The organism is Paenarthrobacter sp. 10L412 (genome assembly GCF_056395565.1).
The window spans coordinates 56,328-78,740 of the sequence record NZ_JBFTJT010000015.1 but is presented as its reverse complement, the minus strand read 5'-3'; the positions used below and the strand labels follow the sequence as shown (position 1 = coordinate 78,740).

Here is a 22,413-nt window from a genome sequence, read left to right as displayed (position 1 = left end):
GGCCGTGGTCCATGCACGTGGAGGCCGCGCGGCGGATTGGTTGCCGGGAAGAGCCCTGGCAGGAATTGACTGCCGAAAATCTGCGTCGTCTTGTTCGGCGGGACTACGCTGTAGCCATGAGCGATCCCATCGTCATCCTGACAGAAGAGCCCCTTGGTCCCGACGACCGCGTCAACATCGCCAAATTGGTCGACGGCGGCGACGCACCCTTGGTTGTCCTGGTCCCGGCCAATACCGAGCGACATCTCCTGGTTGATTTCCTGGAGAACCTTTCCATGCTCGATATTGCCAAAGCGTTCAGGGAACTTGGTGGCCAGTCCCCCAACCCGGATGTTGAGAGGGCGGAGGCGTCGGAAACCCTGGCCACTTCGTTGGCAGCGCTGGAAGGTTTGGGCGGCGGTGTCACAGGCGAGATCGTCGACGGCGGTGCCGTGGCCGGCTTGGTAGCGAAGGTCCGGGCCTTGGATGCCGCGCAAGCTGTGGTGGTAACGCGTCCGCACGCAATCGCGGATACTTTTCACACGGATTGGGCCAATAAGGCGCAGGACCAGTTGGGGCTTCCCGTTCTTCACTTGTACGCGGGTTCGGGATTTATCGGCGACTCGTGAGCGTTGCATAAGACATGAACACTCCTGAGAACATCAGCAAGACCACGGGCGTGCCCATGGAGAAGTCCGATGCCCAGTGGCGTGAAGAGTTGACTCCGGATGAGTACCGCGTGCTGCGCCAGGCCGGTACTGAGCGGCCTTACACCGGCGAGTACTGGGACACTCATACGGAAGGCGTTTATCAGTGCCGCGCTTGTGGCAGCCAGTTGTTCACCAGCCACGAAAAGTTTGATTCCCATTGCGGTTGGCCGTCCTTCTGGGCTCCGTTGGCTGAGGGCACTGTGCGTTATCTCCATGACCGCACGATGGGGATGGACCGGGTGGAAGTCCGGTGTGCGAACTGCGACTCGCATTTGGGTCACGTGTTTGAAGGCGAGGGCTACGGCACTCCCACGGACCAGCGGTTCTGCATTAACTCGATCTCGCTGCGGCTTGTGGAATCGAAGGAGCCAGTTGGGTCCAAGGAACCAGCCGAGTTCCAGGAGCCCGCTGAATCCGAGAGGAAGTAGGCCCTTTCCGGGGCGGGCGCGCATGCGGTGCCCGTCCCGGAAAGCGCAGCTGCTGCATCTCGGACACTTCCAAACAACCCTTTGCACCAGAGTTTCTTATGCTCAACCCTTTTTTGGATTAGCTAAACTTTTCGGTTGCTACGCTCACATCAGAAGCATGAACGACTTCTGAAAGGACGAGCATCAATGACCATCACCGCCACCGCCGCCCTCCTGCGTGTCACTGCAGACAACCCGGAGTGGACTGCGCTCAAGGCCGCTGCCACCGCACTCCAGGCCTACCAGGAGCAGGACGGTTCCATTACGGATCCCGCCGCCCACGATGAAGCCGCGCAACTGGTAGCAACGATTTCGGACGCCATCAACACGCTGGCCCCCCACTTCCCGCATGACGCCCGATACCTTGAACTCTTGGTGGAAGACTTCAGCCGCTGGGTCCAGGGCGGCTTTGAAGTTCCGGATTTCCTGGACTCCCTCCAGGCCTTCCAGCCGCAGGAACAGCGGGTGGATGGACTCCAGCATCTGGTGGTCTTCCCGATGTACACCCAGAACGGCAGCACCAACCGGCTGGTCGAAGCTGTCTTGATCGAGGTCATTTGGCCGGAGTTCATTGGCGGATTGGAAGCCGGCGAGTACTCCAACAAGCTGTTTGTTCCGATCCGTTTTGTTGATTTCACACCGGGCTACGACACCAACTCGGCAGTCCTCTTCCCGGAGACAGTGGCTGTCCGCCAGACGCCGACGTTCACGTGGGGCGCCATCTTTGCAGACCGCGAAGCGGCCCGCTTCCGCCGCGTACTCAAAGCTGCGGCTGCCACCACGTCACTTGAGCTCCCTGCGGACGCCGCGGAGCTCCTTGAAGACCAGGAACTCACCCAGCGCACCTTCGTCATGTGGGATTTGATCCACGACCGCACACACATGCGTGGCGACCTTCCCTTTGATCCGTTCATGATCAAGCAGCGCATGCCCTTCTTCCTCTATTCCCTGGAAGAGCTCCGATGCGATCTGACGGCCTTCCGCGAGTCCGTGCGCATCGAAAAGGACGAGAACGCCGATCCTGATGCCCGCAAGCACGCCAAGCTCGTGCAGTACGCGGTGATTTTTGACCGGATCTTCCGGTTCGCCATCACAGGCAGCCGCGTCCGCAATTACGACGGCCTTGGTGGTCAGCTCCTGTTCGCATGGATGCACCAACACCACGTGCTGCACTGGACGGACAGCAAGCTCAGCATCGACTGGGATGAAGCAGCAGAGGTAGTTGTGGAGCTTGGTGCCAGGATCGAAGAGCTGTACTGGCGTTCCATTGACCGCCCGAAGGCCGCCCACTGGCTTGCTGCCTATGAACTCATTTCCGGTACAGTAACTCCACACCCGGCGTCGATCTGGGCCAAGGGCCCTGAAGCCCTGCCTTTGAACGGTGCCCCCCGCGGCCTTACCGATCAAGTCCTGGACGATGAGTTCCCGTTGTCCATGTTCTACGAAGCATTGGAGAAGAAAATGCGCCCTGTTATCGAATCCACCACCGGCATCACTGGCGCGACGGCGGCCTGATGAGCCCACTGACAGTCCTCGTGACCGGCGGCAGCAGCGCGTCCGGCGTCGCCACAGCGCGCGCTTTGGCGGCCGCCGGTCACAGGGTTTTCACCATCGGTTCAGACGATGTCCGCATCAAGACCGCGGCCTTGGAGGCCGGAGATGGCGTGACTCCGCTGGTTTGCGATCTCGCAAGCCTTGAAGCCGTCCACGAACTTGCAGAGACGATTCGTCAGCTCGGCAGCGAGCGGGTAGACGGCGTCGTCCATCTTGTGGGCGGCTGGCGCAGCGCGGCCGGCATCGAGGACCAGTCCGACGACGACTGGGCCTCCCTTGAAGAGGGCGCGATTACCACCCTGCGCAACGTCTCGCGCGTCTTCTATCGCCAGTTGGAAGAGTCACCCCATGGCCGCTTTGCCATGGTCTCATCCACTACCGCGTCTGCGCCGACCGCCGCGACAGCCAGCTACGCAGCTGCCAAGGCCGCGGCGGAAGCCTGGACCCTCGCGGTAGCCGACGGTTTCCGGCAAGACCAGTCAGGAAACAAGCAAGCCCCCGCACCTCAGCACAGTGCCGCTGTGATTTTCGTGGTCAAATCCCTCGTCGATGCCGCCATGCGGCGCGAGCACCCGGAGCGGCGCTTCCCCGGCTACACGGACGTCGAAGAACTGGCTGCTGCCGTCGTCGAACTCTTTAGCGAACCGGCGGACACCCTCAACGGCCAGCGCATCCTGCTGGCCAAATAGACTTGAAAGCGTGAATGAACAAGTGACGAGCACAACAGAGGCGCTCCATAGCGCCCCCGCCACAACCGGCCACGGCCAACTCCACGACCCCTCGGTTCGAGGCTTTGCGTCGGACAATTATTCCGGAGTCCACCCTGAGGTCCTCGCTGCTCTGGCTACCGCCAACGGAGGCCACCAGGTCTCCTACGGTGAGGACGTTTACACCGCCCGGCTCCAGGAGGTCCTGGAACAGCAGTTCGGCAGCGGCATCGAGACCTTCCCGGTCTTCAATGGCACAGGCGCCAACGTCCTGTCCCTGCAATCGCTCCTCCCCCGCTGGGGTGCCGTTATTTGTGCTTCCACGGCGCACATCAACATGGACGAGAATGGTGCGCCCGAGCGGGTTGGCGGAATCAAGCTCCTGCAGGTACCCACCGAAGACGGAAAGCTCACGCCTGCGCTGATCGACCGTGAAGCCTGGGGCTGGGGGGATGAGCACCGCGCTCAGCCCCTGGTTGTCTCCATCACCCAGACCACGGAGTTGGGCACGTGCTACACGCCTGAAGAAGTGCGCGCCATCGCCGATCACGCCCATGCCAAGGGCATGAAGTTGCACATGGACGGAGCGCGGCTGGCAAACGCGGCAGCACACCTTGGCGTACCCCTGCGTACGTTCACGCGCGACGCCGGTGTGGACATCCTGTCGTTCGGCGGAACCAAGAATGGACTGCTTTTTGGTGAAGTCGTGGTTGCCCTCAACCCTGAAGCCGCCGACGGCCTGAAATTCCTTCGCAAAATGAACATGCAGCTGGCTTCGAAGATGCGCTTCATCTCGGCGCAGTTCATCGCCTTGCTGGAGGACGGCCTGTGGCTGCGGTCAGCTGCCCACGCCAACGCGATGGCGGCACGCCTGCGCTCGGCCATCGAGGGTATCGACGGCGTGGAGCCCACCCAGGCCACACAGTCGAACGGCGTATTCGCGATTCTGCCCGCCGGAGTCGCCGACCGCCTGCGCTCATCCTTCGCCTTTTACGATTGGGACGCTGCCCGCGGTGAAGTCAGGTGGATGTGTTCCTTCGATACCACGGAGGAAGATATCGACGCCTTTGTCGCCGCCATTAAGCGGGAGCTGGCCACCGATTTGGCGGCCAGCTAACAAGTGAACAAGGAATTGTCCGGGGCGGCGAGCCTACAGGGATTCGCCGCCCCGGACGCATAATCTGCGATGGTGAACGCCCTCGCCCAGGTTCCCTCGGAATTTCTTTTCGCCTTGGGAACGCTACGAAAAGCACAATGCCGCAGCGAATTGCGGTTGGACGAAATCCCCGCGCCCGCCCGTCTGGCACCATATGCTGTGGCCCTTGGAGCGGAAGTCTTCAGCCCCACGGCAGCTACCCGGCAAGTACCGGTCCATGGCCCTGCAGCCAAAGCCTTCGCCGAAAAGCAGAAAGCCGGCCCTCCGGATGAAGAAGACGAGGAGCTGGCCACGGGCCGTTTCATCCTGCTGTACGATCCCGATGGATCAGCCGTATGGGAAGGCGAATTCAGGATTGTCACCTACATCCGTGCCCAGATGGATGCCGAAATGGGAAACGACACCATGCTGGGTTCCGTCGCCTGGACCTGGCTGGTGGAAGCCCTTGAAAACCATGCAGCCCAGTACCGCGCTGCCGGAGGGACTGCAACGAGGATTCTCTCGGAGAGCTTCGGCACCCTGTCCGATCGCCCCGACACGATAGATATCGAATTGCGCGCGTCCTGGACACCTGCCACGGCCAATGTGCAAGCGCACCTGGAGGCCTGGTCTGACATGGTTTGTACGTTCGCCGGACTGCCGCCCCTTCCGCCAGGCGTCACTGGACTACCCAACAGGAGGCTCAATTGATTGCCCTGAATTCGTTCGCAAGGGCCTGCAGCAGCAGGAATCGGTAAGCTTAAGCCACCATGACCCCTGAAAACCTGGATAAAACCACAGCCGGCGATCCGGTTGCTGATCCCACGACCCACATCAAAGTTGAAGGCTTCGACAGCCACGTCCCTGAAGTCATCGATCTCGATACCCCGCGCGAAGGTGTGCCCCTGGTCATCGATACCCTGGCAGGCCTGGAGCGATGTGCCGCGGCCATTGCGGCCGGAACCGGTCCCGCCGGCGTCGATGCCGAACGCGCTTCCGGATTCCGCTACGGCCAGCGCGCCTTCCTGGTACAAATCCGGCGCGAAGGAGCCGGCACCTGGTTGATCGACCCCGAACCTTTTGACAACCTGGACGTCGTCAATGACGCTCTGCGGGGTGTCGAATGGATCCTGCACGCTGCCACCCAGGACCTTCCATGCCTTTCGGAGCTGGGCATGTGGCCGGACAAACTCTTTGATACCGAACTCGCGGCCCGTCTCGCCGGACTCCCTCGTGTGGGGCTCGCTGCCGTCATCGAACAGCTCCTGGGGTTCGGTCTCGCCAAAGAACATTCCGCCGCAGACTGGTCCACCCGGCCGTTACCGGAACCTTGGCTGCGCTACGCAGCACTCGACGTCGAAGTCCTGGCTGAACTGCGCGAGGAGCTCATCGAACTTCTGGAGGCCGACGGCAAGCTCGGATTCGCCGAGCAGGAATTCGCGGGGATCCTTGCTGCGGGTGTTGCACCGCCCCGGGTAGATCCATGGCGGAAGACATCAGGGCTGCACCAGATCCGTGACCGCCGCCAGCTGGCCGCCGTCCGGGAACTGTGGCAGGAGCGTGATCAGCTTGCCCGCAAGCGTGATGTCGCTCCCGGGCGGCTCATCCCGGATTCCGCTCTTGTCGCTGCAGCCAAGGCGCTTCCCACCACCGTTCCCCAGCTTCTGGCCACCAAGGGCTTCCACGGCAGGTCAGCCCAGCGCGAAGCCCCGAGATGGCTGCGCTGCATAACGATAGCCCGCACGCTCACAGACTTGCCTCCCCTGCACCTGGTCACCAACGCCCCGCCCCCGCCGCGCGTATGGGTGGACAGGGATCCGGCAGCTGCGGCACGTCTTGCCACAGCCCGCCCTGCGCTCCAGGAAAAGGCTGACGAGCTCAAGCTTCCTATCGAGAACCTGCTCACCCCGGACTACCTCCGGCGCGTTGCGTGGCGGCCGCCGTCGGACGTTTCGCTGGAATCGATAGCCGATGAGCTACGCACGCTGGGTGCGCGGGAATGGCAAGTATCCTTCGCCGCACCCATCTTGACCGAGGCATGCCTGAACCCGAAGCCACTCCCCGGCAAGGAGTCCAAGTCGAGGGAAACACAGCAATCCAAGGACTCCGACTGAATCACTGCCCCGCCTCTAGGCCCGTTACCCGAACTTCAGTTCGAGGTGGCGGGCCTTTTGCGTCCCAGGAACACGCTTGACGACCACAACACCTTGCACCCTAAGTTACTCACGAGTAACATTGCATCAATGCCAACCGGAGATCCTTTCTACGGAATCCGTACCATGTCTCAACGAGGAGTTAACCCATGAGTCCATCACGCAGTGCTCAGAGGAGCGTCCGCGACGTCGTGTTTGTGGATGGTGTACGGACACCCTTCGGTAAAGCCGGCGAGAAAGGCATCTATGCGGGTACGCGGGCTGATGACCTCGTCGTGAAATGCATCCGGGAACTGATGCGCCGCAATCCGTCGTTGCCTGCTGACCGCATTGACGAGGTAGCCATCGCCGCGACAACCCAGACAGGCGATCAAGGTCTCACCATTGGCAGGACGGCTGCCCTCCTGGCAGGCCTTCCCCGCACGGTGCCCGGCTTCGCAATCGACCGCATGTGCGCCGGGGCAATGACAGCAGTAACGACGACGGCGAGCGGCATCGGCTTCGGCGCGTACGACGTCGTCATTGCCGGCGGCGTGGAGCACATGGGCAACCACCCCATGGGCTCAGGCGCTGATCCCAATCCGCGGTTCATGTCCGAGCGGCTCGTGGATCCAGCAGCGCTGAATATGGGCAACACGGCCGAGAATTTGCACGACCGCTTCCCGTCCATCACCAAGGACCGAACGGACGCCTATGCGGCCGCGTCGCAAGCGAAACTGGCCGAAGCCTATTCCCGCCAGCAGATCCAGGAGGACCTCGTCCCGGTGGCCACCATGAAGCCAGGGCAGGGTTGGGCACTGCACACCACAGATGAGCCGCCCCGCCCAGGAACCACGGTGCAGGATCTTGCCGAACTGCGCACCCCGTTCCGGGCCCATGGGCGGGTTACGGCGGGCAACGCAGCAGGCTTGAACGACGGCGCCACAGCTGCGGTACTCGCTTCGGCAGAAGCCGCGGCAGAGTTGGGCCTGCCAGTGAAGATGCGCTTGGTTTCCTATGCCTTCGCGGGAGTGGAACCGGAAGTCATGGGAATCGGTCCCGTGCCAGCCACGGAAAAGGCCCTCAGGAACGCGGGCCTCGCCATTGAAGACATCGGATTGTTCGAGATCAACGAGGCCTTCGCCGTGCAGGTCCTGAGCTTCCTTGACCACTTCGGCATCGCGGATGACGACCCCCGGGTCAACCGCTATGGCGGGGCGATCGCCGTCGGACATCCGCTCGCTTCCTCGGGAGTTCGGCTGATGAACCAACTGGCCCGTCAGTTCCAGGAAGACCCGTCGGTCCGTTATGGCATCACCACCATGTGCATCGGCCTGGGCATGGGTGCCACAGTGATCTGGGAAAACCCGAACCACGCTGACTTCGAATCCCCTGACTTCGAATCCACCGTCCAGACTTCAGGCCAGACCACCACAGAAGGAGCCGCCGCATGAGCGCCACAGAATTCCAGAAGCTCGCCTCCCTCTTCCCCGACGAGATCGTGACGCATTCCTATGTCCAGGACATCCAGCTTCCAGGCGGTGCAGGCACCTTTGCCTTGATCACCCTGGACAACGGACTGGACCACTCCAAACCCACCACTCTGGGTCCCAACACCCTGGTGGAATTGGGCGAAGTCCTCGAAGGGCTCAAGGAGCGCGCCGCCAAGGGCGAAATCGTCGGGGTCGGCGTCACCGGCAAACCATACTTCCTGGTTGCTGGCGCAGACTTGTCCGCCGTGAAGACCCTCAAGGAACGCGAGCATGGGTTGTGGATGGCCGAGCTTGGACACGCGGTGTATTCCGCCCTGGCCAACCTCGGGGTGCCCAGCTTCGCCTTCATCAATGGATTGGCGCTTGGCGGCGGACTGGAGATCGCCCTGCAGTCCACCTACCGGACCGTTTCCACCGGCGCAGGTGCCCTCGCACTGCCTGAGGCGTTTATTGGCCTTGTTCCGGGCTGGGGCGGCGTGTACATTCTCCCCCGCTTGATCGGTCCCGAAAACGCCGTCAAGGTAATGATCGAGAACCCGCTCAGCAACAACCGTACACTCACCGGCCCGGAGGCGTTTGAGCTCGGTATTGCCGATGCCATCTTCGAGCCGGCCGATTTCATGGAGCAGTCCCTGGCATGGGCTGCCCGTGTCATTGCCGGCAAAGAAACACCAGCGCGGAAGAACGCCGTCGACCCCTCGGACGAGGGCGTCGCCCGCCGCTGGGCTGCAGCGGTCGCCGCGGGCCGCGCGTTTGTGGAGGCGAAGACCTCCAATGCCTCTCCCGCGCCTGCCAAGGTGCTGGACATCATGGAAGCAAACCGCACCATGAGCCAGGGCGAATCGGCTGAACTGGAATGTGAAACCCTTGCCGGCCTGATGCAGACGGATGAGTTCCGCTCCACCGTGTACGCCTTCCTGGACCTCGTCCAGAAGCGCTCCAAGCGGCCTGCAGGCGCACCGGACCGTAAGCTGGCCCGCCCGGTCACCAAGGTGGGCGTGGTAGGTGCGGGGCTCATGGCAAGCCAGTTGGCGCTACTTTTCGCCCGCCAACTCAAGGTACCTGTCGTGATGACAGACATCGATCAGGCCAGGGTGGACAAGGGCGTTGCGTACGTCCACGCAGAAGTCGACAAATTGCTGGCAAAGAAGCGCATCAAGGCCGACGCCGCCAACCGGACCAAGGCGCTCGTCACCGGTTCGGTATCCAAGGAAGTCTTCGCTGATGCCGACTTCGTCATCGAGGCCGTGTTTGAAGAACTGCACATCAAGAAGCAGGTGTTCGCGGAAGTGGAAGCGATCGTCTCCCCCGAGTGCATCCTCGCCACCAACACGTCCTCGCTGTCTGTTACGGCCATGGCCGAGGACCTCCGGCACCCGGAGCGGCTGGTGGGCTTCCATTTCTTCAACCCTGTTGCCGTCATGCCTCTCCTGGAGATCGTCAGGGCGCCAAACACTGACGACGCCGTACTTGCTACGGCTTTTGAACTCGCCAAGGGCCTGAAGAAGACCGCCGTCCTGGTTAAGGACGCGCCGGCGTTCGTCGTGAACCGCATCCTGCTCCGCCTCATGGGCGAAGTTATCGCCGCCTTCGACGAAGGCACCCCCGCCGAGGTTGCAGACACCGCTTTGCGGCCCATGGGGCTGCCGATGACTCCCTTCACCTTGAGCGCCATGGTGGGGCTGCCGGTGGCACAGCATGTGCAGGAGTCCCTCCATAATGCCTTTGGACCCCGTTTCCCCGTTTCACAGAACCTGCAGAAGCTCATCGACAACGGCGTGAAGTCCCTCTGGGTCCCCGGTCCGGATGGAAAGCCACTCATCCCGGCTGAGACCCTGGCCATCATGTCCTTCGGTAACACTCCCTCCACACGCGAGGAAGTGCTGCGCCGAACCCAGGATGCACTGGCCGAAGAAATCGGATTGATGCTTGAAGAAGGTGTGGTTGCCGGGCCTGAGGACATCGACCTCTGCGTCATCTTGGGAGCGGGTTGGCCCATGTTCCTGGGCGGCATCACTCCATACCTGGACCGTGTTGGCTCCTCTGAACGCGTCAATGGCAAGCGTTTCCTGGCACCGGGCGTCGCCTCCGCCCCAGCCTAAGCGGCAAGAAAGAAGGGCAGTGGCCGGAGCGAAAGTCCGCGCCACTGCCCTTCCCCATTAATGAGGCTTTGCGGTCTAGAAGAGTGCCACCTTGGGAGCACGCGGGAAGATCTCGTCCAGTTCCTCGCGCTCCTCCTGGCTCGGGACCCAGCACACTGCTTCCGCGTTCTCACGAGCCTGCTCCGGACGCGTCGCGCCAGCGATGACACTGCCGACGCCGGGTTGGGCTGCCAACCACGAGAATGCCAGCTGGAGTTCGGTGATGCCCCGCTCCTTGGCGAACTGGCCAAAGCGGCCCAGCTGCTGCCAGTCGGCATCATGCACCAGATTGGTCCGTGTGTGGCTCAGGCGGGAGCCCTCGGGGGCATGACCTGCGGAGTACTTGCCGGTGAGCAGGCCGTTGGCCAGGGGGAAGTAAGGAAGCACGCCAAGCGAGAAGGCGCCTGCAGCCGGAAGTACCTCGAGCTCGGCGCGGCGGTCCAGCAGGTTGTAGTGGTTCTGGGTTGAAATGAAGCGAGCCCCGCCAGACTGCCGCCCAACGTACTCGGCTTCGGCGATCTGCCACCCTGCGAAGTTCGAGTGTCCGATGTAGCGGACCTTGCCGCTGGTGACCAGGACATCCAACGCTGCAAGGGTTTCCTCGATGGGCGTCTGTGGGTCCGGGGTGTGGAACTGGTAGAGGTCGATCCACTCCGTGCCCAGCCTGCGCAGTGAGGCTTCCACCGCCTTGAGAATGTAGCGCCGGGACCCGCGCGCGCCAAAGTCGTTGCCATTGGCTCCGTGCATATCCATACCAAACTTGGTACCGATAACGACGTCGTCGCGATGCCCCTTCAGCGCTTTGCCCAGCATGGTCTCGCTGAGGCCAGGCTCCCGGCCGTACACATCTGCGACGTCGAAGAACGTCACCCCGGCATCGATCGCGGCGTGAACAACGGCATCCGTGCCTTCCTGCGACTCCGTGGGAGTGTTGGCGCGCCCCAGGTTGTTACAACCCAGCCCTACAGCTGAGACGGTCAGTCCGGAGTGGCCAAGGCGTCGATATTCAGTCATGGATCCCAGCCTATAACGCTCTTCCGGGGACTAAGGCCGACGTTAGCGCGAGCCGAAAGTGATGCCGGATTCCTCCATTGCTTCCTCGAGCTGGGCAATGGCTACCGGCCCCATGCCGTGGAGCTTGGAGGCCTTCTGTTCGCCAAACTCGGCCAGCTGTTCCAAAGTTTCGATGCCTTCGTGGGCCAGGGCGCGTTTTGCCGGCGCCGCAAGGCCCTTGGGTAGCGGCGTATGTCCGGGCCAATTGCTCTTGGACGACATGGAACATCCCTCCTGAGTGCGTTAGGTCCTACTTAGAGGGTAAAGCCCACACCTTGCTTGGGCGAGTGCTTCAGGCGGAATGCGGTGGGGTCGCTGTGTGGAGCCGCCGCGATGGAGAGTTTGGTGAAATCAAGGTCCTCATTGCGAACGCAGATCTTGATGGCATTGACAGCCTTGTTGACGTCCGGGCAAAGGCAAAAGACGTTCAGGCGCGAGTTTCCGATCTCCGTGCGATCCACGATTCCCAGTCCTCGCCAAGCCAGTTCACCCGTGAGCGCGGCCTTTGCCTTGCGCTCAAAATGACGGTCACGTTCGGTGCCGTCCTTGGTCTTCAGAGCGAACTGTGCCACCACCCAAAACTGCTCGGACTCGGGGACCTCGGCGAATCCGTCCTCTTCACACTGGGCAGCGAAAGCCGCCATCAAACCATCTACGGAAGAGTCGTCGTCGACGTCTGTTTCATCCGTCTTGCTTTGGTGGCCCACCACGCCGTGATTGATCACGAACTGGTGGTCGTCGTCGTCGTACCAGGCTTCACGGAAGTGAAGTACTCCCTCATCGTCGCGTTTGTATGCGCGGATAATGCCGCTCATGTTCGTCCTTTCCTGAACCACTCTGCACTGGTGTTGCTGGTGCCCTCGACGTCGAATGGAGCCTTCATGGCGTCCACTGCTTCACGAAGGGCTGCGCACTCCGCACGCATGGTTTCCACGGTTTCTGCGGGATATCCCATGCCTGCCCTGTGGTCCTCAAACTCGTCTTCGTCATCGACAAACACACCGTGAAGGGTGGAGCGGATGACGTCCAGGTCCATATCGATCATGTGGAACTCGGTAACGCCTGGCCTGATGGTGTTCCATCCATGACCGGTTGCCAGGTCTACGTAGATCCGGAAGTCACCCGGGTACGTGTCGTCATAGAAAGTGGCTACGAATTCGCCCGTCCGCGGTACCAGCAGGACGGCATCCGAGGCTGTGTAGAAGGCAGCACCGGGACGCGAACAGAACTCCCCCGCGCCCTGGAAAATCCACCACCCGTGGATGTCCTCACCCAAGTAGCGGCCGGGCACAACCCAGTGCGCCTTGCCGTTCCATTTCCTGTTTCTCGCCACCACGAGGTCACCGGGCTGCAGGGAGCCCGGTTCGCGATCGGGACTCACAGCTTAGGCAGACTGCCGGTGGTGGGGTGTTCCTGACCTGGCAGGGGCCGTGCAAAGGGGACCTTTGTCCCCAGGACCTGTGCCACGACGTCGTGGGCTATTTTCTGGGCCGTAAGCCCGACGCGCTCCAGGACCTGGCTCCTGGATCCGTGCACCAGGAACTCAACAGGCAAGCCCACCTCGTTCAAAGCCGTATCAACGCCGGCTGCGCGCATTTCCTGGCGGATGCGTGAACCCACGCCGCCGGCGCGGACGCCGTCTTCGATACAGATGACCAGGCGGTGCCGGGCGGCAAGGGCGATGATTGACCTGCGGACGGGCAGGAGCCAACGGGGATCAACCACCGTTGAGCTGATTCCCTGGGCACCAAGACGGCCGGCGACATCAAGGGCGAGCTCGGACATCGCGCCAACGCTGACGATGAGGACGTCGTTTTCGGTGGAACCCTCGGGACGGCGAGCCAGGATATCCACGCCGTCGTGGAGCCGCTCAATGGCCTCCACTTCAGAGCCAACGCTGCCCTTGGAGAACCGCACCACGGTGGGGGCGTCATTGATGGCGACCGCCTCACGCAGTTCTTCCCGGAGCCGGGTGGCGTCGCGCGGGGCGGCTAAATGGAGTCCCGGGACAATCTGGACCATCGCCATGTCCCACATGCCGTGATGGCTGGGACCGTCAGGCCCTGTAACACCTGCACGGTCCAGGACAATGGTGACCCCTGCCTTGTGGAGTGCGACATCCATCAGTAGCTGATCGAAGGCACGGTTCAGGAACGTTGCATAAACCGCCACCACTGGGTGCAGGCCACCGTAGGCCATCCCCGCAGCAGACGTGAGTGCATGCTGTTCCGCGATACCGACGTCGATAACGCGTTCAGGATGGCGCTCCGCGAACTTGTGCAGACCGACGGGTATCAGCATTGCCCCGGTGATACCGACAATGTCAGGACGCTCATCAGCGATGTCGGCGATTTCCTCGGCGAAAACCGACGTCCAGGATCTGGCGCCGGGCCTTTCGGTCGGCTCACCTGTCTCTGGATCAATGATTCCCACAGCGTGGAACTGATCGGCCTCGTTGGCAAGGGCGGGAGCATATCCGTGGCCCTTTTCGGTCATCGCATGCACGATCACCGGGCCGCCGTAGGCTTTGGCCGTAGTGAGGGCGTGCTCCATGGCCTGGAGGTTGTGTCCGTCCACCGGCCCGATGTACTTCATGCCCAGGTCTTCAAACATGCCCTGGGGCGCCCACCAGTCCTTGATGCCCTTCTTCATGGCGTGCAGGCTCTTGTAGGTGAACTGACCTACGGGACCGCCGTTCTGGAGCTTCTTCTTCCACCAGTCAAGCATCCGCTCATAGGCCGGGGTGGTTCGCAGCGTGTCGATGGTGGGGCGAAGCGATGCCAGGTAGTCGGCAAAACCGCCCACGGTCGGTGCATAGGAGCGGCCGTTGTCGTTGACCACAATCACCACGCGGCGCCGCTTATCAGCGGCGATATTATTGATGGCTTCCCAGGTCATGCCACCAGTGAGCGCACCGTCACCTACAACCGCGACGACGAACCGGTCACCTTCGCCGGTCAGCTGCCGGGCGCGGGAGATGCCGTCCGCCCAGGACAACGACGAGGAAGCGTGGGAGCTTTCGACGATGTCATGTTCGGATTCATCGCGGTCGGGGTAACCGGAGAGGCCACCCTGTTGCCGCAGCGTACTGAAGTCCTGCCTGCCCGTGAGGAGCTTGTGGACATAGGACTGGTGCCCGGTATCAAAGACAATGCTGTCCCGGGGCGACTCGAAGATGCGATGCACAGCAAGCGTGAGCTCCACGACGCCGAGGTTGGGACCCAGGTGTCCACCCGTAGCGGCTACGTTGGTGATCAGGAAGTTCCTGATCTCGCCGGCCAGCTGTTCCAGCTCTTGGCCGGACAGTTTGGCCAGGTCCTGTGGATCCTTGATGGTTTCCAAGAGTCCCAACGGCCCTCCTTAGGGTGAATGACGTGCTTGTTAACTCTAGCGCGTGCCCGGGGCCAGCGTTTTCGCGCCCGCGTGAGTAATGAATACGCGCCCCGGGAACGCAACAGCCCCGGCTGGTCGGGCGACCAGATGAATTAGGCAGGCGGCAACACTCCGTCGAGATCGGTTTCGACCAGGGCTACCAGCTTGTCCAAGGCCTCCTCGCTTCCTGGACTCTCGGCGCGGAGCACCACGATGTCGCCGTGGCTGGCACCCAGGGTCATGAGGGAGAGGATGCTGGAGGCGTCCATGGCCTCGTCTTCGGGGGTGCCGTCCAGGGCGATGGTGACCTCGATGTCCAGGTCCGCGGCGGCCTCGGCGAAGACGGCGGCGGGACGGGCGTGCAGGCCGGAGGCGCTGGCGACGACTGCTTTGCGTTCGGGCATAGGGTTCTCCTTCAGGATCTTGTGTTTCTTTTGGTTAAGGGAATGGAGATTTGCTCGGCTTTTCAGCTCAAGCACAATATGAGTCTGTCTCTGGTTCAGACTGCCGGTTGTGTCAGACCATTGAGGAACGCGGCCTGTTGTTCATCCAGGGTGAGGATGTAATCTTCACTTCACGACTCACGCGCCGATGGCTCGCCATGCCGGATTGACTCCGACCCCCTGAAACCTTGTGGTTCCTGCTAATTTCAGCGCCATGGCTTCCATCGAAGTTCTCTTTCGTCTGTATCGGCTCAACCGCCGCGGGGCACGACGCATCTGGGCTTTAGCGGTATTCACTCACGTCCGCTACCAGGCGTGCGACGTGCAACGCCAGGTATGCCACCTCGTCCCGGGTGAGGCTGGTGTCCAGTCCCATTTCAAGGAGGTACTGGATCTTGGCGGCGCACACCACGGCCTCCGGGTGGCTCTGAATGATCGCGTCCACCAGCACGGAGGACTTCTCTGAGATCTGTTTGCCCGAGGCGACTCGGCTGAACAGGTATCTCAAATGGGTGACGAAGCGTGCCGCGTTCATGGACTGCTGGTCCACGGTGAAGCCGAAAGTCTTATCCACCAGCGCGAATGCCTGCGCGATGACACCGGTCATCTGCATGGCCTTCTCCATGCCGGGCGTGGCGAACTGAGCGTTCACGAAGTGCATGGCCAAGGCCACCGCCTCGTCGTCATGCAGCCTCACCCCCAGGGACGCCTCCACCAGGCCCAACGCCTCGCGTCCCGTGGCCAGCTCCTTCGGGTAAAGCTGGGAGACCTCCCACGCCAGCGGGAACTGGGCAGGGATCCCCTCTTGCAACCGTTCGACGGCGAAGCTGAGGTGATCCGCGAGCGGCGCCACCAGGGCTTGGCTGACCCGCAGGTCGAGCCGCTTCTGCGCCAGCTCCGCGACCTCGCCGGCTGCATTCAGACAGTCCAGGGGGATGTCATCCAGGAAGCGGGCGAGCCGTTCCAGATTGGCGTTCTCCGCCGCAACGAAGACCTGATCCGCCACCTCGCGGGAGATCTCGTCACCTGGCCTGCGGCCGTGCCCGAGGCCGCGGCCGATCACCACGAGGTCCTTGCCGTCGTCATCGACCGCCAGCACCGCGTTGTTGTTGAGCACGCGCTTGACTTGCACGTCTCACCGTTCCTTCCGTCAAAAAATCATGGTGGTGATGCGGGGCGGATTCTGCCCCGCACCACAGCCCGGCGGGATCCCGCCGGAGCCTCAGGCGGAGAGCGACTCGCCACCGGAGGCGATGACGCCCTGGTACCAGAAGAAGCTGTCTTTCCGCACGCGCGCCAGATCCTTCAGATCATCCTCCGTGCGGTCCACATAGATAAAGCCGTACCGCTTGGAGATGCCCTGATGCGTGGACACCAAGTCGATCGCCGTCCACGGGCAGTAGCCGAACACGTCCACGCCGTCGCTGATGGCCAGCCGGATCTGCTCCAGGTGCAGGCGCAGGAACTCGATCCTGTAATCGTCCCGCACTCTGCCGTTCACCAGCTCGTCAAAGGCACCCAGCCCGTTCTCGGTGATGATGAGCGGCAGCCGATAGCGGTCCCAGAGGCGGCGCATAGTGGTGCGGAACCCCACCGGGTCGATCTCCCAGCCGAAGGCATTGACGGGCAGATGCTCATTCTTCACCGCACGGTAGAGGCCCACCTCGCCCCGCACGATCTGCTGGTCCCCACCCCGCACTTGGATGTCCGATGAGTCCCCACGGGACGCACCGACCGTCTGAGTCGAGTAGTAGTTGAACGCGAGGAAATCCGGCTTGGCCGCAGCCAGCAGCTCAAGATCACCATCCAGGATCTCCGGCTCCCAGCCCTTGGCACAGAGGTAGGCCCACGCCAGATTGTGGTAACTGCCCCGGACGGACAGGTCCACATAGAGCAGGTTGCGAACGGCATCCCAGTCATCCGCCGCGATGATATCCTCCGGCGCGCAGGTGGCCGGGTAGACGGACACGATGTTCGGTGCCGGCCCGATCTTCGCCTCTGGCAGCAGCTCATGACAGAGCACCATGGCCCGCGCCTGCGCCAGGAACATGTGGTGGTTCTGCTGATAGAGCTCCTTTCCTCCCACCTGGCCACTGCGTCCGGTGGTCCCGATGGCGCGACCGTGCAGGATCATCATGTTCTGCTCGTTGATGGTGAGCCAGTACTTCACCTTGGAGCCGTACTCCTGAAAAAGTACCCGGGCGTAACGCTCGAAGGCGTCGATGGTGGCCCGCTCCGACCAGCCGCCCTTGGCGTCCAGCGCCGCGGGGAGGTCAAAGTGGTACATGGTCACGACGGGCTCGATGCCCTTGGCCAGGAGCTCGTCAATCACCCGATGGTAATGCGCTACGCCGGCCGGGTTCACCGCGCCGTCGCCGTCCGGGACGATCCGGGTCCATGCGATGGAGAAGCGGTAGGCGTTCAGACCCATCTCCGAGAACAACTCCACGTCCTCGGCGTAGCGGTGGTAGTGGCCCGCCGCCACGGTGAAGTCCGTGACGCCGTGCGGCCGGTGCATGTGGATGTCGATCACGGACGGGCCTTTGCCGTCGGCGTCCCAGCCGCCCTCCACCTGATAGGCGGAGGTGGAGGCTCCCCAGAGGAAGTCCTCGGGGAACGGGGTGAGCTGCTCGTGCTGCATTCTGCGGTTCCTTTCGTGGCTTCCTGGTCAGCGTCCGACGACGGCGATCGCCGCGCCTGCCACCACGGAGCCGCCTTCAAGCTGCTCCACCGGCGCGTCCTTGGGTCCGTTGGTCACGACCACCAGCACGGTGGCCGGATGGCCGGCGGCGCGAATGGCGTCCAGGTCGGCCGTGACGAGCGGCTGCCCTGCCTCCACGCGTGTCCCGCGTTCCAGCGCGCCCTGGAAACCCTCACCCTTCATGGTCACCGTGTCGATGCCCACGTGCACCAGTACCTCTACGCCGTCGTCGGTCTTGATGCCGAAGGCGTGGCCGGTCTTCATGGCCACGGCTACTGTTCCGCTCACCGGGGAGACGATGACGCTCTCGGACGGTTCCACGGCGACGCCCGGACCCATGGCTCCGGAGGCGAAGACCGGATCGCCGACGTCGGCCAACGGAACAACGGTGCCGGCGCACGGCGCAGCCAATTCGATGGTTTCGGTCCGCACCAGAGTTGCTGTGCCACCGGCGACGGCGGCGGTCTCGTTGGCAGCAGGGCGACGGCTGGACGGGGCCGCATCGTCGTCCGCTGCCGAGGCCGTTTCGACGGCTGGCTTTTCGAACTTGAACGAGAGGACAAAGGTCAGCACGGCGGAGACGACGGCGGAGATAACCAGGGCGATAATGATGTTGATCATGTTCACCAGCGTGTTGTCACCGATGTAGAGCAGAACGGCGGGCAGGCCGGAGGAGCCGGTAGCAAAGCGGTGCGTCTGGGTTAAGCCCGCGTACAAGCCGCCCGCGCCACCGCCGATCATGGCCGCGATGAGCGGGTAACGCTTGGGAAGGGCGATGCCATAGAGAATCGGTTCCGTGATGCCCATCAGGCCTGTGATGCCGCCTGCGGTGGCAATCTGACGCGTCTTCTTGTCTTTGGTTCGGAAAGCGACCACCAAGGACGCTGCGCCCATGGCGATGTTGGAGACCAGGGCACCGGGACCGAAGATACTTTCCTTGCCCGTCTGGGCGAGCTGGACGACACCGAGCGGGGCGATGCCGTTGTGCAGGCCGAACATGACCATGACCGGAAGTGTCGCACCGACCAGCAGGGCCGGGGCCCAGGCTGCGTTGGTGCTCAGGAATGTGAAGAAGGAACCAAGGTAGCCGCTCAGAATGCTGCCAATGGGTCCGAGCACACCGAGGGCCAGAGTACCCATGATGAGGAAGGTCAGCATCGGCACGAACACCAGGTTCACGGACTTCGGGACCACCCGGGTCAGACCACGCTCCACGTAGTACTGGGCGAACACGACCAGGATGATCGGAATGACCGCGCCCGAGTAGTTCACCAAGGGGAACGGCAAGATGTCGAAGAAGGTGACCGGGTCCTTCTTCGTCACCAGGGCGACCCAGTTGGGGTGCAGCATCATGGCAGCGACCGCGGCTGCCAGGATCGGGCTGATCTTCAACTTCTGAGCCGCACTAAAGGCCAGCAGCACGGGGAGGAAATAGAACACCGCATCTGCGAAAAGGTCGACCAAAGCGTAGGTCTGAGATTCCCTGGACACGAGATTCAGCACTACGAGCAGGGCAAGGAGCGCCTTGACCATACCAGCTCCAGACAATGCTGGGATGAGGGGCTGGAAGACACTGGAGACGAACTCGATCACCGCGCTGCCCACGTTTTTGCGCTTGCCCTTGGCTGCGCCGCCGTCGTCCTTGGCGTTGACAGACAAATCGCCGAGCTCGCGCTCCACTTCGTTGAACACGTCCTTGACGTGCATGCCGACCACAACTTGGAAGACCCCTCCCTTGGAGAGGGTTTTTGCGATGCCTTCAGTGGCGTTCAGCTCGTCCAGCGCGACGGCGGATTCATCCTTTAGGGCGAAACGAAGCCGGGTCTGGCAGTGGTAGGCCTCGGTGATGTTGGCTTTGCCGCCAACGAGCCGCACGATGTCTGCGGCTAAGGGAGCGTATTGCTTGCTCATGATTTCCTCGCATTCTCAGATCCGCCCTTCATTGGGCGGAGGTGTGAGGTAACGCGGCTTGAGCTGTTTCAGGTGATCCTGTTTCAGGGCACGAAAAAGGCCCAAGCCGGTTGACCGATGAAGGTCGCAGAGCTTGAGCCTTGCCTCGCCCGAAGCGAGTTACATACCCAGGTCTCGAAAGAACCAGAAACCATCATGGCAGGTGACATGAGTCACGTCAAGCCGTCCAGATGGCCGGACGATCGGGGACGTAACGGCGTCACCGGTTCCACGCAGTCATGCTACTTCGTCCTCCTGCGTCACTTGCCGCTGTAGACGTCGATCGCGCCCTCGTAGTCCTGATCTCCGCAGCGAGCTTCGTGGAGACAAACAGTTCGTCCCGGGGCACGCCGGAGGCGCGCACACCCTCACCGACGCCGCGCTCATTTCCGCAGGCCTGAGCAGTGTCAAAAGTTCCGGTAACCGACCCCGACAGCTGCGAGGACCGCGCCAGCTGCCTTGTCATCGTCGATGAACCACGTGCCGAGCCCCAGCTTCGGGATCTCGATGCCGTTGGACAGGGTGTAGCTCTCGTTCAGGATGCTCATGCGTTCCCTCCGTTGGTCGGAAGCGCGCCGTACACCTCGTCGGTGACGGGCTCCAGCCATTCGTTGCCTACGCCTTCGCCCGGGGTGATGAAAGCAAGGTGGGAGAACCACGAATCGGCCTTCGCACCGTGCCAGTGCTTCGTGCCGGCCCGGACGTGGATCACCGTTCCGGGCTCCAGGCTGATCGGCTCGGTGCCCTCTGCCTGGTACCAGCCGCTGCCCGCAGTGCAGATCAGGATCTGGTCTCCTCCACCATCGGTGCCGTGGTGGATGTGCCAGTTGTTGCGGCATCCCGGCTCGAAGGAGACGTTGCTGACCGGAACACTTCCCGAGGCGAGCGGGGCCAGATAACTCTGGCCGATGAAGTACTGGGCGTAGGCGTCGTTCTTTTCCCCGAGCGGGAAGATCTGGTCGAATTCGTTGTCAGTCATTTTGCTTTTCCTTTTGTTCCGTCCAGCGGTTGACGTAAGCCATATGCCGGGGATCGGCACGATCATCGCGGAGACCTCAAGCCCCTGGCCAAGTACTCTGGTGTGCAAGGTCAGTCCTTCGTAGTGGTGGTGTCGTCGAGTACGGGGTGTGACGGTGTCGCGGTTACGGTGGCGGCGAGGCTTGCCAGCAGCTGCAGCCGTTGATCGCTCGGCGAACCGGGCTCGGCGGTGTAAATGAGGAACGAAAGCCCCGGCTCGGCGGTCAGCTCGAGTCCTTCGTACGTGAGGGTGAGGTCGCCGACCTCGTGGTGGTGAAAGTCCTTCGTGCCCGAGCCGTGGCGGCGGACGTTGTGCGCACCCCACCGCGTACGGAACGCGTCACTGCGGGTGGAGAGTTCACCGACAAGGTCATGCAACTGCTTGTCACGAGGATCATGACCGGCCTCCGTGCGCAGGATCGCCACGGTGACGTCGGCCGCCGCCTCCCAGTCCGGGTAGAACGTCTTTGCTCGCTCGTCGAAGAAGCAGTACCGGGCGAGGTTCCCCTGCCCGGGCCCGTCGAAGACCTCGTCATAGAAGGCGCGACCCAGGGCGTTGGTCGCCAAGATGTCCATCCGTCCGTTGCGGACGAACGCCGGACCGTTCACGATGACGTCCAGCGCACGGGTCAGGCTATCCCGCGCCACCCATGTCTTCGACTTGCGCCGGCGCACGTGCTGCGCTCCTCCGTTTGCGGCCCGGGCGAGATCAAAAAGGTGCTCGCGCTCGGCATCGTCGAGCTGCAGGGCCTGGGCGACCGACTCCAGCACGGAGTCGGACACCCCGGCGAGGTTGCCTCGCTCGATCTTGGCATAGTACTCCGGACTCACGTCCGCAAGCATCGCAACCTCCCCCCGCCTCAAGCCCGCGACGCGACGGTGCCCCGAGACGGTCAGTCCGGCCTGCTCGGGGCTGATGTTCGCCCGACGGGATATGAGGAACTCCCGTGCTTCGTCCTTGGTGTTCATGCAGGCAACGCTATTCGGGTCACCGGCTTGGAGGGAGTCCCCGCTGGTACACCCTTCACTAGAGACTCCCCTCCCCTGCCGCAGTGGCGATGGAATAGAGGCATTCGTGCAACTACGACGAAGGAGAAAGACGATGAGCAATGAAGAGCAGAGCACCGGCTGGAGCGGCGGGAACAACGCCTTCGGCGACTTCGCACCCGGAATGGTCCATTACACCGACCGTGTCCTCTTCGATGAGGTCTGGGAGCGAGAGGAGCTGTCCAAGCGCGATCGGAGCCTGATCACGGTCGCTGCGCTGACCGCACTGGGCAAGATGGACCAGCTGAAGTTCCATCTCGGTTTCGCCCGCCAGAACGGCGTCACCGACGAGGAACTCAAGGAGGCCTTACTGCACCTTTCCTTCTACGCCGGCTGGCCCAACGGGATGGGCGCGACGACCGTGCTGAAGAACGTCGTGGAGGACGCCTGACACCGGGCTCTGGATACACGCGAAACACCCGACGCGGCGGGGAAACCCTCACCGCACGGCCCGGCACCGGCCGCGGTGCTGTGGCTGTGCAGCCCGGCAGCCAGCTTCGTCGTCCGCGTCG

Annotated in this window: 22 protein-coding genes; 10 read left to right on the top strand and 12 right to left on the bottom strand. The window is 62.6% G+C overall.

The annotated features are described in order from the left end of the window. Nucleotides 1-116: 116 nt before the first annotated feature. The 9 genes from AC1DD7_RS19700 (at nt 117) to AC1DD7_RS19660 (ending at nt 10,279) form a co-directional block, all read left to right on the top strand. Nucleotides 117-608, top strand: coding sequence for a hypothetical protein (locus AC1DD7_RS19700; protein WP_477516264.1), 492 nt, complete (start codon nt 117-119; stop codon nt 606-608). 14 nt (nt 609-622) lie between these two features. Beyond that, the gene (gene msrB, locus AC1DD7_RS19695; RefSeq protein WP_477516263.1) at nt 623-1,117 is read left to right on the top strand and encodes a peptide-methionine (R)-S-oxide reductase MsrB; all 495 of its coding nucleotides are present in this window, start codon (nt 623-625) and stop codon (nt 1,115-1,117) included. A 186-nt stretch (nt 1,118-1,303) separates the two neighbouring features. After that, nucleotides 1,304-2,671, top strand: coding sequence for a DUF6421 family protein (locus AC1DD7_RS19690; RefSeq protein WP_477516262.1), 1,368 nt, complete (start codon nt 1,304-1,306; stop codon nt 2,669-2,671). Beyond that, the gene (locus tag AC1DD7_RS19685; protein ID WP_477516261.1) at nt 2,671-3,399 is read left to right on the top strand and encodes an SDR family NAD(P)-dependent oxidoreductase; all 729 of its coding nucleotides are present in this window, start codon (nt 2,671-2,673) and stop codon (nt 3,397-3,399) included. Before AC1DD7_RS19690 ends, AC1DD7_RS19685 begins: the two co-directional genes overlap by 1 nt. Nucleotides 3,400-3,421: 22 nt before the next feature. Further along, nucleotides 3,422-4,534: a threonine aldolase family protein gene (locus tag AC1DD7_RS19680; protein WP_477516298.1), complete on the top strand. Its 1,113-nt coding sequence runs from the start codon at nt 3,422-3,424 to the stop codon at nt 4,532-4,534. 69 nt (nt 4,535-4,603) lie between these two features. Next, the gene (locus tag AC1DD7_RS19675; protein WP_431119776.1) at nt 4,604-5,263 is read left to right on the top strand and encodes a DUF3000 domain-containing protein; all 660 of its coding nucleotides are present in this window, start codon (nt 4,604-4,606) and stop codon (nt 5,261-5,263) included. A 59-nt stretch (nt 5,264-5,322) separates the two neighbouring features. Further along, nucleotides 5,323-6,666, top strand: a complete 1,344-nt coding sequence (locus AC1DD7_RS19670; RefSeq protein WP_477516260.1) for an HRDC domain-containing protein — start codon at nt 5,323-5,325, stop codon at nt 6,664-6,666. Nucleotides 6,667-6,854: 188 nt separating this feature from the next. Continuing rightward, the gene (locus AC1DD7_RS19665) at nt 6,855-8,138 is read left to right on the top strand and encodes a thiolase family protein (protein WP_477516259.1); all 1,284 of its coding nucleotides are present in this window, start codon (nt 6,855-6,857) and stop codon (nt 8,136-8,138) included. Beyond that, nucleotides 8,135-10,279, top strand: a complete 2,145-nt coding sequence (locus tag AC1DD7_RS19660) for a 3-hydroxyacyl-CoA dehydrogenase NAD-binding domain-containing protein (protein ID WP_477516258.1) — start codon at nt 8,135-8,137, stop codon at nt 10,277-10,279. Before AC1DD7_RS19665 ends, AC1DD7_RS19660 begins: the two co-directional genes overlap by 4 nt. A gap of 75 nt (nt 10,280-10,354) precedes the next feature. Here AC1DD7_RS19660 and AC1DD7_RS19655 read toward each other — a convergent pair whose 3' ends face one another. From AC1DD7_RS19655 to AC1DD7_RS19600, 12 genes are all read right to left on the bottom strand, one after another. Continuing rightward, complete coding sequence (locus tag AC1DD7_RS19655) at nt 10,355-11,332, bottom strand: aldo/keto reductase (RefSeq protein ID WP_477516257.1); 978 nt, start codon at nt 11,330-11,332, stop codon at nt 10,355-10,357. 42 nt (nt 11,333-11,374) lie between these two features. After that, complete coding sequence (locus AC1DD7_RS19650) at nt 11,375-11,593, bottom strand: helix-hairpin-helix domain-containing protein (protein WP_442006515.1); 219 nt, start codon at nt 11,591-11,593, stop codon at nt 11,375-11,377. Between the two features lie 32 nt (nt 11,594-11,625). Next, nucleotides 11,626-12,186, bottom strand: a complete 561-nt coding sequence (locus AC1DD7_RS19645) for a hypothetical protein (RefSeq protein ID WP_477516256.1) — start codon at nt 12,184-12,186, stop codon at nt 11,626-11,628. Further along, nucleotides 12,183-12,752: a DUF402 domain-containing protein gene (locus AC1DD7_RS19640; RefSeq protein WP_224089625.1), complete on the bottom strand. Its 570-nt coding sequence runs from the start codon at nt 12,750-12,752 to the stop codon at nt 12,183-12,185. The genes AC1DD7_RS19645 and AC1DD7_RS19640 overlap by 4 nt, the downstream gene beginning before the upstream one ends. Then, nucleotides 12,749-14,722: a 1-deoxy-D-xylulose-5-phosphate synthase gene (gene dxs, locus AC1DD7_RS19635; protein ID WP_477516255.1), complete on the bottom strand. Its 1,974-nt coding sequence runs from the start codon at nt 14,720-14,722 to the stop codon at nt 12,749-12,751. The genes AC1DD7_RS19640 and dxs overlap by 4 nt, the downstream gene beginning before the upstream one ends. Before the next feature lie 134 nt (nt 14,723-14,856). Continuing rightward, nucleotides 14,857-15,147 (bottom strand): HPr family phosphocarrier protein, encoded by a 291-nt coding sequence (locus AC1DD7_RS19630; RefSeq protein WP_431119759.1) that lies wholly within the window; start codon nt 15,145-15,147, stop codon nt 14,857-14,859. A 322-nt stretch (nt 15,148-15,469) separates the two neighbouring features. Continuing rightward, nucleotides 15,470-16,318, bottom strand: a complete 849-nt coding sequence (locus AC1DD7_RS19625) for a PRD domain-containing protein (protein WP_477516254.1) — start codon at nt 16,316-16,318, stop codon at nt 15,470-15,472. 90 nt (nt 16,319-16,408) lie between these two features. After that, on the bottom strand, nt 16,409-17,827 hold the full coding sequence (locus AC1DD7_RS19620) for a glycoside hydrolase family 1 protein (protein ID WP_431119755.1): 1,419 nt from the start codon (nt 17,825-17,827) through the stop codon (nt 16,409-16,411). A gap of 27 nt (nt 17,828-17,854) precedes the next feature. After that, nucleotides 17,855-19,798 (bottom strand): beta-glucoside-specific PTS transporter subunit IIABC, encoded by a 1,944-nt coding sequence (locus tag AC1DD7_RS19615; RefSeq protein ID WP_477516253.1) that lies wholly within the window; start codon nt 19,796-19,798, stop codon nt 17,855-17,857. Between the two features lie 446 nt (nt 19,799-20,244). Beyond that, nucleotides 20,245-20,385: a hypothetical protein gene (locus AC1DD7_RS19610; protein WP_477516252.1), complete on the bottom strand. Its 141-nt coding sequence runs from the start codon at nt 20,383-20,385 to the stop codon at nt 20,245-20,247. Then, a complete protein-coding gene (locus tag AC1DD7_RS19605; RefSeq protein ID WP_477516251.1) occupies nt 20,382-20,816 on the bottom strand; it encodes a cupin domain-containing protein in 435 nt (144 codons plus the stop codon). Before AC1DD7_RS19605 ends, AC1DD7_RS19610 begins: the two co-directional genes overlap by 4 nt. 110 nt (nt 20,817-20,926) lie before the next feature. Continuing rightward, nucleotides 20,927-21,823, bottom strand: a complete 897-nt coding sequence (locus AC1DD7_RS19600) for a helix-turn-helix transcriptional regulator (RefSeq protein ID WP_477516250.1) — start codon at nt 21,821-21,823, stop codon at nt 20,927-20,929. Between the two features lie 133 nt (nt 21,824-21,956). Between AC1DD7_RS19600 and AC1DD7_RS19595 the strand changes: the two genes are divergently transcribed. After that, nucleotides 21,957-22,292: a carboxymuconolactone decarboxylase family protein gene (locus AC1DD7_RS19595; RefSeq protein ID WP_431119745.1), complete on the top strand. Its 336-nt coding sequence runs from the start codon at nt 21,957-21,959 to the stop codon at nt 22,290-22,292. Nucleotides 22,293-22,413 lie beyond the last annotated feature (121 nt).